The 14311-nt window shown below is 49.0% G+C and carries 13 protein-coding genes; 4 read left to right on the top strand and 9 right to left on the bottom strand.

Going from position 1 to position 14311, the window contains the following annotated elements:
- Positions 1-115 precede the first annotated feature (115 nt).
- The 8 genes from M4D81_RS29540 to M4D81_RS29505 form a co-directional block, all read right to left on the bottom strand.
- Positions 116-1108 carry an LLM class flavin-dependent oxidoreductase gene (locus M4D81_RS29540; protein ID WP_260069073.1) on the bottom strand — a complete coding sequence of 331 codons (993 nt, stop codon included), beginning with the start codon at positions 1106-1108 and terminating at the stop codon, positions 116-118.
- Between the two features lie 21 nt (positions 1109-1129).
- The gene (locus tag M4D81_RS29535; RefSeq protein ID WP_071220665.1) at positions 1130-1612 is read right to left on the bottom strand and encodes an RrF2 family transcriptional regulator; all 483 of its coding nucleotides are present in this window, start codon (positions 1610-1612) and stop codon (positions 1130-1132) included.
- A 323-nt stretch (positions 1613-1935) separates the two neighbouring features.
- Positions 1936-2808, bottom strand: a complete 873-nt coding sequence (locus tag M4D81_RS29530; protein WP_260069072.1) for a sugar phosphate isomerase/epimerase family protein — start codon at positions 2806-2808, stop codon at positions 1936-1938.
- Positions 2809-2823: 15 nt separating this feature from the next.
- Complete coding sequence (locus M4D81_RS29525; protein ID WP_260069120.1) at positions 2824-3897, bottom strand: type 2 periplasmic-binding domain-containing protein; 1074 nt, start codon at positions 3895-3897, stop codon at positions 2824-2826.
- Positions 3894-4484: an extracellular solute-binding protein gene (locus M4D81_RS29520; protein ID WP_260069071.1), complete on the bottom strand. Its 591-nt coding sequence runs from the start codon at positions 4482-4484 to the stop codon at positions 3894-3896. The genes M4D81_RS29525 and M4D81_RS29520 overlap by 4 nt, the downstream gene beginning before the upstream one ends.
- A 33-nt stretch (positions 4485-4517) precedes the next feature.
- Positions 4518-5414 carry a carbohydrate ABC transporter permease gene (locus M4D81_RS29515; RefSeq protein ID WP_260069070.1) on the bottom strand — a complete coding sequence of 299 codons (897 nt, stop codon included), beginning with the start codon at positions 5412-5414 and terminating at the stop codon, positions 4518-4520.
- Positions 5415-5430: 16 nt separating this feature from the next.
- The gene (locus tag M4D81_RS29510) at positions 5431-6303 is read right to left on the bottom strand and encodes an ABC transporter permease (protein WP_260069069.1); all 873 of its coding nucleotides are present in this window, start codon (positions 6301-6303) and stop codon (positions 5431-5433) included.
- 198 nt (positions 6304-6501) lie between these two features.
- Positions 6502-8811: a helix-turn-helix domain-containing protein gene (locus M4D81_RS29505; protein WP_260069068.1), complete on the bottom strand. Its 2310-nt coding sequence runs from the start codon at positions 8809-8811 to the stop codon at positions 6502-6504.
- A 230-nt stretch (positions 8812-9041) separates the two neighbouring features.
- Here M4D81_RS29505 and M4D81_RS29500 point away from each other — a divergent pair, with 230 nt between their 5' ends.
- The 4 genes from M4D81_RS29500 to M4D81_RS29485 all read left to right on the top strand — a co-directional run bounded on the left by M4D81_RS29500 (position 9042) and on the right by M4D81_RS29485 (position 13203).
- Positions 9042-10238 carry a cytochrome P450 family protein gene (locus M4D81_RS29500; protein WP_260069067.1) on the top strand — a complete coding sequence of 399 codons (1197 nt, stop codon included), beginning with the start codon at positions 9042-9044 and terminating at the stop codon, positions 10236-10238.
- A gap of 307 nt (positions 10239-10545) precedes the next feature.
- Positions 10546-11736, top strand: coding sequence for a styrene monooxygenase/indole monooxygenase family protein (locus M4D81_RS29495; RefSeq protein WP_260069066.1), 1191 nt, complete (start codon positions 10546-10548; stop codon positions 11734-11736).
- Between the two features lie 146 nt (positions 11737-11882).
- The gene (locus M4D81_RS29490) at positions 11883-12371 is read left to right on the top strand and encodes a DUF2243 domain-containing protein (protein WP_071220657.1); all 489 of its coding nucleotides are present in this window, start codon (positions 11883-11885) and stop codon (positions 12369-12371) included.
- 4 nt (positions 12372-12375) lie between these two features.
- The gene (locus M4D81_RS29485; RefSeq protein WP_260069065.1) at positions 12376-13203 is read left to right on the top strand and encodes a cytochrome c oxidase assembly protein; all 828 of its coding nucleotides are present in this window, start codon (positions 12376-12378) and stop codon (positions 13201-13203) included.
- On the opposite strand, the gene M4D81_RS29480 is transcribed toward M4D81_RS29485, so the two are convergent.
- A complete protein-coding gene (locus M4D81_RS29480; protein WP_397376792.1) occupies positions 13200-14123 on the bottom strand; it encodes a VanW family protein in 924 nt (307 codons plus the stop codon). The two genes, M4D81_RS29485 and M4D81_RS29480, sit on opposite strands and share 4 nt — an antisense overlap.
- Between the last annotated feature and the right edge of the window lie 188 nt (positions 14124-14311).

The raw sequence follows: 14311 nt of genomic DNA, 5'->3' as shown, positions 1-14311 counted from the left end.
AACATAGCTAATTTTTAACTATTCTAACAGATTCGTATCGTACTCGTAAGGGACAAAGAAATTATACCTATACAAAAAAAGGACAGGCATCCGCCTATCCCTCATCTACTTGATATTACAGCAATTCGCGTGCGAGCAGTCGGTAAACCTCCAGCCGTTTCTCCTGCGAATGCGGAATGCTGCATATCATGGCTTCCTGGAATCCGTAGTGCGCTTGCTCTTCCTGTAAGCGTGCCGCGATATCCTTTACCGCTCCCACAAGATGGATCTTGCGCCCTTCCTGGATAGCCATCCGGTCGATTTCCGTTAAGGACACATTCTGAGCCTCCTCGGGCGTCAGCACCTGCGTAATCCGGCCCTTGCTCATCATCAACCGGAAAATATCCTGCGGCAGCGCTTCATACTCGGCTTCTTCCTTCGTTTCGGCCGTCGTCACCATATAAGATACGTTAATCTCAGGCTTTTCCATGAATATGGACGGCTGGTAGTTATCGCGGTAATGATCCAATATTTCGTTGCTCATCGCTCCGTTGAAGAATTGCGCGAAGGAGTAGCCGACTCCCATTTGAGCCGCTTTTAACGCGCTATTGCCGCTGGAGCCCAGCAGCCACACTTCAGGCAGGGCAACTCCGGTTGGAGCAGCGGCGTTCTTGGCGTAGAGTTCATCTTCCGGGATCTCGTCTCGAAGGAGCTGCATGGTAACGGCCAGCTTATCATACATGTTATGAAGCATCAGCTGCCGTCCTTCAGACAAAGCGTACATGGCACCCGTATCACCGCCTGGTGCTCGTCCTACACCGAAATCAATCCTCCCCGGGGTAAAAGCACTTAACGTCTTAAACACTTCCGCAAGTTTAAGGGGTGAATAATGCATCATCATGACACCGCCGGTGCCAATGCGAATCCGGTCGGTTTTGGCTGCAAGCCGGGCTGCCGTCACTTCGGGTGCGGAGCTGGCAAAGGTATTCCCGCCATGATGCTCGGCCATCCACATTCGGCTGTATCCCAATTCATCTGCCAAGACAGCCAGTTCTTCCGCTTTATTCAAGGCGCCTTCCGCTGTGTTGCCGCTTGTTACGGGTGCCTGATCTAATACGCTTAATCTCATGAAAGTTCATCCCTTCCTCGGTCAAATGACCATTTTGTTATTGATCCAGTCCTCTAAAGCCGCCACCTTGTCTTTAAAGCGCTCACCGCGCATCTCTTCCGACAGCGAAGCGATGGTCTCTCGCTTTAATACGGCTTTCCAGGATGACTCTGCTTCTTCCATTAAATCGGATAACAGGCAGCAGCTTTCTTCCTTTTCCAAGTCCAGCATGTCTACCAGTATTCCGTGGGATGAATAGAGGGACTGCTGCCCTTCCACCGCAAGGTATACGTCGTATACACGGATATCCTCGGGTTTCTTCTTTAATCTAAAACCACCCTTGATACCGGGAACAGACGTGATGATGTCTGCTGTTACCAGCTTCCTTAACAGTTTCTGAAAATAGGTTGCCGATGTCCCCAGCTGTTGGCTGATCGCTTCCCCGGGCAGCACGGCCTTGTCAGGCAGCATATTCAGCAGAACCAGGGCGTACACCGACTGTTCCACGCCGGTTTTCATATGCATAAACAGCACCTCATTCAGGAAAATGATCTAAACTACACACTCATATAACCATTCATGATTAAATCGGATAAATAATATCCACGTTATATATTATATGAATTCGAACGGAAAGTAAAACGGGGTAAAAGCGAGCGCTTACGCTTGTCCGGAATCGATTCGCCCTCTCCGCTATGTCGTGCAGAATGCTACTTATTTAGACGCAAAGAAACCGTTCTTTGGTAAAATGGCGGGGCTACCCACACCATTTACGAAAGGAACGGTTTCTTTTGTGCATTCAATATACTATGAAGCAACTCAATATCCAATGGATTTGGAGGAAGATTCTACGCTTCGTCCCATAACCGCTTCAGATTGTCCAGACCCAGCCGGGTTCCTTCCCGGCATTCTTCCATACCTTCGAATTCCAGCGTAATGTCTCCGTCATAACCCTCATTCTTAATGAGTCGCAGAATCCGGCGGACATCGATATCACCTTGGCCGAAGATCGAGCCTCGGAGGTAATTGCCATGGGATGTTCTGAACCATTTCCCCCCACCCGGGTCCTGATCAAACGGACGATAATAGAAGTCTTTCACATGGATGAGCGAGGCCAGCGGCAGGTTGCGTTTCACGCCAACCAGCGGCTGCTCGTCAACGCATAGAAAGTTCCCGATATCCAGAGTTGTCTTGAAGTTCGGTCGGTCGACCGCCTGAAGCACACGCTGTACACGGTCGCTCGCCTGCACGCTCACGCCATGGTTCTCGATCGTGGTCGTAATACCATACCCGGCTGCGTAATCTGCAATAAGACGACACCCTTCCACAATCCTATCCAGATGGGTTTCCACATAATCAATGCCCATCTTCTCAGGCGGCAGCGTGAAAGCTGTCACGTCATGACGCATATGCTTCATTCCCAGCCGATTGACCGTATCCACATGTCGCTTGATTCGTTCCACTTCAGAATCAAAGTCGTCCCGGCTCTCCTGGACGAAATTAGCGGGCATGGAATAATTGGACAATGCGATGCCGACTTCCGCCGCCCGCTTACGCACTGCGTCAGTAAGCTCGGGATTGTCCTCCAGCGTAAATCCATAGGGTACAATCTCCATGTGCTGTCCGCCGTTCTCGGCGATCCATTCCACAACATCCAGCACCGTCATCTCGCCTGCACGAATAGCCGGTAGCAGGCTGTAGGTACTCACACCAACCCTCATTCTAGGATCCCTCCTTTATTTGCTTCTTCCATCATACGCTTCCTGGTAGATTTCCAGATAGCGGGCTACATTCATGGCCTCGAGCTGCTGAACGTAGCCATCCCAGTCCTTATCCAGATCGGCATCGCCAATCACGAAGCGGGCCATCATTTCATCAACGTAATCATTGATCGTTTTGGACAGATCCGCAACCTCGGATGCCTGCTCGTTGGTCAGAAATAACGGCGGAACGGTGCTGACATCGGTCGGTTTGTGAGGTTCGTATTTATTCTTCGTCTCGTTGTACAAAACGACTTCCAGATCGTCGTCCCCTTTGGCAACAGCGCTCAGACGGAAATCATTCGTCCGCAAGCTTGGGCCGGTTTGAATCCAGGCGATATTCTGCACCGTACCGTAAGACTTTAGCTCAGACCAGACCGCAGGCTCCCCGTTGATGCCGACCTCTCCGTCCTTCGCTTCACGCCATTCCTGGTCCGGGCGGCCATACACGCTTCGCAGCGTGTGCTCCCGCTCGTACAGGCCATCCGCCCAACGCAAGGCGAGCTCAGGATGCTTCGCCTTCTTCGTGATGACAAATGCACCCGGATTCATTCCAGTGGAATCCAGAGCAGCGTATCGAACTCCATTGGGTCCCTTGAGCGGCGGCACGGTCTTGTATTCCAACCATCTTCCGCTTTCGCCGAGGAGTTGGGTAAATATACCCTGATGGCCGCCTGTTGAAGCGCCAAGAAGCACGGTATCGGGGTTCTCGCCGATCTGTATCAATTGATTGTCATCCTGCGTGAACGACTCCGGAGCGAGAAGCCCCTCAGCATACAGCTTGTTCATATACCGCAAGCCTTCCCTCCACTCCGGTTTGTTGAAAGCCACGTCAAGCTTGTCGTCTTTAATGAATATATGCTTATAACTCGAGCCGTAAACCGGATTATAGATGAATGAATTTAATAGGAACGCATCGATGGAGGAGCTCCAGGATTTCGGAGATATCGACAAAGGAATTTCGTCCTGCATGCCGTTTCCGTTCGGATCTTGCTCCTTGAAAGCTTTCAGCACCTCGTACAGCTCATCCGTGGTTTCCGGCATCTTCATTTCAGCCAAGGCTCATAAATCCACATTTTCTGGCTCATGGAACAGTGATAACATTCATTCACTTCCGGAAGCGCATAGATGTTGCCGTCCAGCGCCGTGATCGCAGATTGGATCTCCGGATTGTCCTGGAACATTTTCTTCGTATTCGTCCCCTGCTTCTCAATCAAGTCATTCAACGGAAGAAAGGCACCCTGCGAGCCGTATATCATCTGCTGCGCCGGCGAAATATTTAAACCCATAATGACGTCGGGATAATCCTCGCTGGCAAGAACAAGATTCAACTTCTCCTGTATGCTCTGCTCCGGAACGACCTCCCATTCGATGTGCACATTCGTTTTTTCTTCGTACCACTTGGTAAAATCATTCGTTTCGAAATTCTCGACCAGCGGATTTCCCCGCACCATCACCTTTAAAGTGGTTTTCTCTTGAACCAGCGGATAGGTCCCCGGTTCGGATAAGGCGATTGGCTCGGTACCCGCATTTGGCACTTCATCCGAGCCCTTCGGGCTTTGTGAACCGGTACAGCCTGCAAGAAGGATGCTGAATGCGGTGAAAGCGCCCATAATAACCCTTGTTCTTTTTCTCATAACGTCCCGCCCTCCTGAAAAATAATGGATGGATTATCCCTTTAACGAACCGATCATGACTCCTTTAACAAAAAACTTCTGCAAAAACGGATATACGATCAACAGCGGAACCGAGGTCACGACAATCAGCGAATATTTCAACAGCTCCCGCAGCCCTTGCCGGGCCGCAGCGGTTTTAGCGTCGCCCAGCATTTCGATATTCACCTCGTTCTGAACCAGAATATCGCGAAGCACGAGTTGGAGCGGGTACAAATCCGCGCTCTTTAAATAGATCATGGCGTTGAAATATTGATTCCAGTGTCCAACCGCATAGAACAAAGCAATAACGGCCAAGATGGGACCCGAAAGCGGCAGTACGATGCGCCACAGGAAGCGAAAATCGGTACAGCCATCCAGCTGTGAAGCCTCCAGCAGTTCCTGTGGGATGGTCGTCTGGAAATACGTGCGCATGATGATGACATTCCACACCGACAGCGCCCCCGGGATCAGCATCGACCATATCGTGTCAATCATGCCGAGGTCCTTCACCAACAGATAGGTTGGGATCAGCCCCCCATTAAACAGCATCGTGAACACGAACAACAGCATGAACACGCTGCGGCCCCGAAAATCTTTGCGTGATAACGGGTACGCCGCCATGACCGACAGAATGAGATTGATCACAGTGCCTGCCAGCGTATAGAACAGTGTGTTCATGAAGCCTTTGGCAACCATCGTATTTTTGAATACCGCACGGTAGCCTTCGAGCGTCGGTTCGACGGGCCACAGCCATACCTTTCCTGACAAAACCGCGCTGCTTGAACTGAATGAGGCACTGACTACATAAATGAGCGGGTATAACACAATGATTAGGAAAACGGATAACATCGCATAATTGACCACCGTAAAAACGCGATCCGAGCCGGATTCCTTCATGGCAGGTGATTGCATACAAGTCCTCCCTTCCTTACCATAGACTCTCCTGCTTCAGCTTTTTGGCCGTTTGATTTACGATCAACAGCAGCACGAAACCGATGATCGCTTTAAACAATCCAATCGCCGTGGCATATGAGAAATTCATCGCTTGGGATACCAATCCCACCTTGTACACATACGTGTCTATGACTTCGGATGAACGCAAATTCAGTGCGTTCTGCATTAACAGAATTTTCTCGAAGCCGGTCTCCAGCATTTGCCCCGTATTCAGAATGAGCAAAATCATGGCGATTGGCATGATGCCCGGAAGATCAATGTGGCGCATCCGCTGCATTTTCGTAGCCCCATCCATGACAGCTGCTTCATGAAGTGCCGGATCAATCCCTGAAAGCGTTGCCAAAAAAATGATGCATGAAAACCCGACATTCTGCCAGATATGGGACCACACATAGATCGACTGAAACCAGGACGCCTCCGCCATGAAATGAAACGGACCGATGCCGATCCAGCCGAGCATCGTATTGATAAGTCCCGTTCTGGGATCCATAAACTGCAGCATCAAGCCCACCAGCACGACCAGAGAGATGAAATACGGCGCGTATGTAACCATCTGGACGGTATTCTTGAATCGCCGGTTCCTTACATAATTCAGTCCAAGCGCCAGTATAATGGGAAACGGAAAACTGGCGATCAGGGTGTACAAGCTGATGGAGAACGTATTCTTCAGCAATCGCCAGAATTCATGCGATTGAAAGAAACGTTCGAACTGGGCCAATCCGACCCATGGACTTCCGTTGATCCCCTTCGTGACGTTGAACTCTTTAAACGCAATTTGCGCGCCGTACATCGGCACATACTTGAAAATAATGATGTACAGCAGCGGAAGTAAAAAAAGCGCATACAACTGCCAGCTACGGATGAAACTCTTCCAGCCACTCAGCGGCTACCACTCCAATCTTCAATGGATTCGTCCCGGGTGCGGTCCGTGATTGGAGTATATACAGCTGGGTGGATCTGCGTAAATCTTCATGTTTCCGGTCCATTATTCAGAATTTTAGAATGGGCTGTTATTCATTAATCAGGCACTACGCATTCCTTTAGATTAAGCATGTTCTCCTTCACGTTGAAGGCGTCTATACTCGGTAGCGCTAATACCATTTACCCGTTTGAACGCACGGCTGAAGGTATTGAGTGAGAGATAGCCAACAGAAGCGGCAATCTCGCTTACCGGCCTATCGCCAGACGACAATTCCCGCTTCGCCTCATCCATTCGGAGCTGCTCCAGGTAATCCGAGAAATTCAAGCCTGTTTGCTCCTTAAAGAAGTAAGATACATAGGCTTCGGAGGTGCGCGTTTCCCTGGCAAGCGCGGTCAAACTGAGATCACTTTCCCAATAGTGTCCCTTGATATAGGTTAGCAGTCGGTTCGTTAAATGATCATTGTGGCTCTTCTTCCTCTCTTCGTTCTTCCGACAGAGCCGAATGAAAGCGGTATGGAGAATATTCATGGCTTCCGCCGGGGACATCACCGGATGTAGAGCTCTGATGACGGCATCCATTTCCTCCGTTCTGCCGCTTCCATCATCTCCTGTCTGTTCGCAGCATTTCATCAGGGTACCGCTAAGCTCCTGAGCAAGGAGCTTCTCCACGGCCATCGGCAATTGCCGCTCCGATCTGTTCTTCTCCTTGATCTGCAATAATAGCTGCTTGGTCTCATCCAGATTGCCTGCTTTCACAAGCTGAATTAATCTCATCTCTTCATCGGCCGGATAATAATAGGTGAAGGGCGGCGTTTCCATTTCAGCATGAAATAAGATGGGCGTCTTCTCGCTCCATCCAGCGTGATGAAGCACAAACCTGGCTTCTCCGTAAGAACGGTATAGCTCAGCAATGCTGGACTGGCATTCACCTACAGCTATATACAAGCCCGTATCCGGGATTGCGCTCAAATGCTCATAAATTCCCTTTATATACGCTCGCATCCGTGTCGTAAAATCCGCGTGGTCTGCCGCCGTTCCGGACAGGATCAGGACCAACTGGTTTTCACCAAAATCATGCAGCAGCACTTCCTCCCCGCATAACGATTGAATCCGGTCGCGGATGTTGATTTTTACAATATCAAGTTCCATCAGCATCTCTTCCATAAACGGCTCCCGGTATCCCCGAATGTGAAGCAGGGCAACCGCATGGTGAGATCCCCGAAGCTGGACTTGTGCATGTTCCATGGCAGCGTCGATCTCCTGCATCGAGGTGAAACCTCCCTTCAGAAGCCTGTCAACTACGACATTTCGCAGCATCGGGATCTGCTCTTCCAACCGCTCCTTCAGCGTATGATGGCTTTCGATCAGCTCGGACACGGAATGACCGATATAATCGACGGCGTTACGAGCAATAGCATGCTTTACATCCCGGCGCGATGAGGGTAGAAGCTGGAGAATCTTCAGGAATGGCCTGCTGCTTCGATACGCGAGATAGCCGGCTATGCCAAGCCCTAGCAGAAGAGCCGTGATAAAGATCGCCAATGTCAGCTGTTTGATATAGTTTACCTTTTGCAGAACCACGGATTTCGGTTGGGCAGATACATAGCTCCAGCCATTGTATTGGGACGTGGATTGCGTCACCAGCATTTCTTGACCACCTAATCGAATATGGGAGTAGCCTCCTTTTTTAGGAAGCGCTTTCAAAACATCCGGTTCTTTCAAACCAATGGAGCTGATCAGGTTGCCGTTCTGATCTGCAATGTAGGCAAAACCCTCTTGTTCCGGATCGACTTTACGAAGCATGTCCTGGATCTGCATATTATTGATCAGTACAGTGACCACTCCGCTGCTTCTTTTATTCCCGAAGGATTGCATGTAGCTGACAACCGAGTAAGGTTTCCCTTCATATACAACCGAATGGCCAGGGGCATACGTTTTATAATGATACTGCCCAAACAAAGCTTGCTTCCACTCGCTTAATGGCTGGTCGTCATAGTGCAGCTGCATCCGATAATACTGGTCCACCGTATACACCTTGCGAGGTGATACGATCATGTTGCTGTTTCTGTAAGCGATGTAATAATCCACAATGAAGTGATTGAACAATTTGTAATTAAACAAACTCTTTTCCAAATCCCATAGACGATAGGGACCCGTACCGGCAAATGGTTCTTTCTCGAATTGAAAAGAGAGCACCTTCGATTCGCTCGACATCTGCCGTGCAAGGTTCTCGATTTCGGCAAATCTCTGATCCAGCGCTTCCTGGATCTGCTGCAGAGCTGCGGAGGTGGTTCTCACCGTCTCGCTTTCGATAAGCTCTGCGGTTTTCCCATAAGCAAACCATCCAACCAATAGGGAGCCCACCAAAATGACAGCATACGGTATAAAAAATCGAACCAGCAGCGCTGCCTTCTCCCCGGAAACGGATTTCACCGCTTGATTCCCCCTTTCAACTATTCAGATATGATCCAATATAACAAAGAAAACGACGGATAGTCAGTAGACCAAATGGCACTCTTTAAGAGTCAATCAGGATTCCATTTTCTCGCAAGTTGGTGTGATCAAGCATTTGGAGACTGCCGGCATTTCATCCGTAAATTGGTTATCTCCTTCTCCTTCCCTTATACTGGATATGAAACTATATTTTCGAGAGGAGCCCCTATATGACAAATGCCAACGAATCTCTGAAAAATGTATTGTTTACGAAGGAATTTACCCATAACCCATATCCGGTATACGAGAAATTGAGGCAAAGCGATCCCATTCTGAATCTGCAATTTCCTGATGGACGTTTCGGATGGCTGATCAGCAATTACGAGCAAGCTGTTGAAGCGCTCAAGGATGGCCGATTTAGCAAAGACGTCGCTAAAGCAATGGGTCAGGAACAGACCAGCGTATTCAGCACCAATATGCTGTTCTCTGATCCACCGGATCACAAACGACTTCGCGGCTTGGTTCAAAAGGGTTTTACGCCACAGAGAATCGCAGATATGCGAGGCCATATCCAAGAGATCGCGGATAACCTGCTGGATGCTGTCTCCTCCAAAGACACTATAAATCTCATTGACGAATATGCCTTCAAACTTCCCATTATCGTAATAAGTGAAATCCTTGGCGTGCCTACGGAGGATCAGGACAAGTTCCGGGTATGGTCCAACTCCATCATTGGCGCGTCCAACCATGAAATGAACGAGCAAGTGGTTCAGCATATGAATGAATTTATCGCTTATTTGAAGGATTGGTTCGCAAAGGTTCGCGAACAACCGGGTGATGATATGATCAGTCAGCTTGTCATTGCCGAGAATCAGGGTGATCGCTTATCCGAACAGGAGTTATATGGCGTCGTCACCCTGATGATCATTGCGGGTCATGAAACGACGGTGAACCTGATCGGCAATGGCGTGCTTGCGTTGTTGGAGCATCCGGAGCAGCGCAAGCTTCTGCAGGAACAACCCGAACTCATTCATGGCGCAATTGAGGAAATGCTTCGCTACAACGGTCCCGTTGAATTCAGCACCTCCCGCTGGGCAGCGGAGGATATGGATTTTCAAGGCGTTCACATGAAAAAAGGCGACTTGGTTGTCATCGCTCTGAACTCCGCAAATCGGGATGCCTCACAATTCGAGAATCCGGATATCTTTGATATTACCCGGGAGAAAAGCCAGCATTTAGCCTTCGGCAAAGGAATTCACCTCTGCCTGGGAGCCCCGCTCGCCAGACTGGAGGGTGAAATCGCAATCAACACGCTGCTCCGCCGCTACCCCCATTTTAAGCTTCAACGGGACATCGATGAGCTTGAATGGAGACCGGGTATGATTGTTCGCGGTGTAAAGGAGATTCCGATTTCACTTCATGCCTGATGCTAAACAACATAAATGCCAATATGAAGAGGCGAATCCTGTTTAGGGGTTCGCCTTTTTAATGTTTTTTTAACATCCAGAGTGTATTGAAATAGGAACTATTGATACAGTCGTCTACCGAGCAGGAATTCATCTTTAGGAATTGTTCTAGAGGTTACATATTATACATTATGTAAACTAATTATCGACGTATTGCGTGTATCCTTTTAGTTCAATTGCCGGAGTGAATAATAGTTAATTCCACCCTTTTGATCCAATTCTCATCGCTGTATTCTATTTAAAAGCCCATTTCAAGGAGGACATATGTATGAGACGTATTGGTATAATCGGCTGCGGTACCGCCGGAATCCAGCTTGCCTATTCGCTGAAGAATGATTTTGATGTCACCGTTCATCATTATGAACAGCCGCAGAACATCCTGGATGGAAGAATTCGATCCACACAGGTACATTTTCATCCCACATTAGAACGCGAACGACGTTTTAACATGCCTGCCGAGGATAGCGCACCTCCAATCCGTACGATCCACTTTCATTTAGGCCAGCAAAAACTGTTTACAGGTAATCTAACCGGAATCGCCGCATCAGTGGACCAACGCTTGCGCTTCGCTGAATCAATCCATGATTTAACTTCGCAAGGCGTGAAGTTTGTACACGGACGTTTGAAGCAGGAAGACCTTCTGGAGCTGACTCATTCCTACAATCTCATCATCGACACAACGGGTAAAGCAGGGCCGCTGGCGCCATTCCCTGTAGAAACGGGACTCACTCCCTACCAAACGCCTCAGCGGAAATGCATCGTAGGTTATTTTACCGGCGTACAGCCTGTGAAGCCTGAAGGCATTTCCATTACAGTTCTTCCAGGGAACGGTGAAATGTTCGAGATTCCTGCTATTACCGATTCAGGACGTGCCACCATCTTATTCATCGAAGCGGTGCCTGAGGGAATATTGGATGTGTTTAAAGCGATTAAGAATTCTTCCGAGTTTATGGCACGCATGGCGAAAGTAATTAAAGAGCATTTTCATCCTATATATGAGCGAATTGATATGGACCGGTTTGCACTCATCGATGAGCACGCCTTTCTTCAAACCGCGATTACGCCTGTCATTCACAGGCCATATACTATACTGGGCGGAACGCTGGTACTTGGGTGCGGCGACAGCGTGTTTCTCAGTGACCCGATCACAGGCCAAGGCTGTAATACCGCTTCATATGCCGCCGAACAATTATATGAAACCCTCATAACACATAAGGAATCGACATGGGATAAAGCTGTTGGTATAGACTACTGGAACCGTACGAATCAATACATTACGACTGTTACGGAATGGACAAACGCGATGACGGAGCCGCTTCCTGAGCATATCGCCGGGCTGCTGATGCAAGCAGCATCCGATCAGATGACGGCAAACGGAATTGCGGGCTGGTTCGAAGATCCCACGAAAGCCCATAAAGCATTTCATGAACATCCAATAAATCAACCGTTTCTCCGTTAATCGACAGAAAGCGCAATCCTAAATAAGGAATCCTTATTCCAGGCCACAGGAGTTATTGAAATGGTAAAAATGGGTAACCTTAGAAAGTAGAACCCTTTTAAAACAATACACTTCGAATCTTTATGAAATGGAAGCGGATGAACCGAATGAAGTCAACAAAATTCAAAGAACACCAATTACAGCGCATACGATACTCCGCACGTAATTTATGGGCCGGAATCTTATTCGGATTAGGTTTAGTCGGTTTTATCGATGAGGCTGTGTTTCATCAATTGCTGCACTGGCATCATTTCTATGATAAATCTACAAGCGATATCGGCCTTGTCTCCGATGGACTGTTTCACGCGTTCAGCTGGTTCGCCACCATCGGATCCTCGTTCATGCTTGCCGATCTTCACCGCCGAAATGCGTTCTGGCTGAAACGGTGGATTGGTGGTATCCTGCTTGGAGGCGGCGCCTTCCAGCTGTATGACGGCATCATTCAGCATAAATGGATGCGTCTGCACCAAATTCGTTATAACGTCGATATCCGTCCCTACGATTGGGTCTGGAACCTGATTGCTGCGGGCATGATCATAGTGGGTATGATTCTCATCGTGCGAACTCAAAACCGAGCTCTTTCCAGGGAGGCCTGATCTTATGGTGAGTAACCATTCGTTTGATCATGGGGCTGAAATGGCCGAAGCCTCTGCTTCATGGACGTCCTGGGATTTAATCATAGGCGGCTTGAGCTTCGCGCTTCCCATTCTTCTGTATTTGGTTGCTGCTAAAGTCTCCAATCGAAATTACCGAACTTGGCCGGTCTATCGTTATGTGTGCTGGGTTGCGGGAATGCTTTGCGTTGGTTTGCCGCTGATCGGTCCGCTCGCGCGACTCGCCCCTGCGAACTTCACGATTCACATGCTCGGACATCTGCTGCTTGGTATGCTGGGGCCGCTGTTGATTGCATTCTCCGCTCCGATAACGCTGTTGCTCAGGTCTACCCCACTACCAGTCGCGAGACGGATCACTCGTTTGCTGAAGAGCAATCCAGCTCGAATCGTTGCTCATCCGGCGGTAGCGGCCTTGTTGAATATCGGTGGACTATGGGTCCTGTACACAACCGGCCTATTCATGGAAATGCATCATAGTCTTTTGCTTCATATCGTGGTGCATTTTCATGTTTTTGCAGCCGGGTATATATTTACGGTATCTATGATTTACGTAGATGTGGCTCCGCACCGTCGCAGCTTCCAGGCTCGTGCGATCATCCTGATCATCGCCATTGCCGGACATGGAATACTCTCCAAATACATATATGCCCATCCGCCAGACGGCGTCTCTTCGGAACAGGCCAAGCTCGGCGGAATGCTGATGTATTACGGCGGCGACGCGATTGAGCTCATTCTAGTGTTTTGGCTGTGTATGCAATGGTATAAGTCGGCGCGCCCGCGACCTGCTGCATCCATCCTCCAAGCCTTGGATTAATCGCCGTTTACCGGATTGTGCTTGGTGTCACTCGTCTCCTCCGGCAGCAGGTTAGATATGCTTGGTACATTGCGCGGCTTATATTCTATGAGTTCAGAAGAGTAGATGGCAACGGTCATTCTTCCCCCATTACCGAATGCCCGGATGAGGATAGGCTGATTATAGGCGTTCTCAAAAACAAAATCCGGGCCTCCCCAGCTCACCGTAGCATCGCGCCCCGGCAGCACATAAGGGACGTTCCGGCTGTGAGAGTAGCGCTTTACAATCTGCAAGCCTGCACGGTCAATGGCGTTATACAATGTAGAAGAAACCTGACAGATCCCTCCTCCTACTCCCTCTGATAACTCACCTCTGACGATAACGCCGGCACGTCTGTAACCTCTGTCCACTGTTCTCATGCCAACCACCTGATTAAACGAGAAGGTTTCTCCGGGGAACACGACTGCACTGTCAATCGCCTGGGCAGCTAATGCTATATTATGGGAACGATTTTTGTTGTTGGAATTAAAATAGGTGACATAGTAACCTATCGGTTTAACCCGAATGGAGGCAAGAAGCTCGGTATCCACCTTCGGATATATCGGATACCTTGGCGCTTCGACGGTAGCGCCCCCAGTCCCGTACCAATACGAATAATATCGTTCCAGCAGTTTGCGTCGATCCAGTCTATGACCATTCTGCCCCGGAATGATTTGGCCGCTGCTGCCAATCCGGGCATTCCTGGCTTCCAGATAGGTTTTCCGATCAAGCGCATCCACCCATTGATTGTATTTATCCATATCCAGCAGCGGGAATACATCAAGTGCATGTTCGCTTCGGCTCACGCTGGCCATGACTTTGCCTTCTTGCGTTATCATTAAATTGTTGTTTTCCGGTTCATCCCCTTGCAAGAGCATAAACAATAGACCGAAGACTGACATCCATCTCAAGCTGGTTCACCTGCTTTATCTTTGTGTTTTTCTCTTCTTTCGGTTTACGTGATATGTCCAGTTTCGTTTACTCTCTGGTATTATGATTGCATTACAGGTAATTCATTCAGATTGTTTTATAAAGCAAAGAAAACCCGCACCATGTAATGTGCGGGTTTCCAGAGTGTCGAGAAACCCTG

Origin of the sequence: Paenibacillus sp. p3-SID867, from assembly GCF_025142895.1 — a bacterium.
In the GTDB taxonomy this organism is placed as follows: domain Bacteria; phylum Bacillota; class Bacilli; order Paenibacillales; family Paenibacillaceae; genus Paenibacillus_AQ.
Note: the sequence above shows the minus strand (reverse complement) of the source record. Positions and strands in the feature narration are given on the sequence as shown.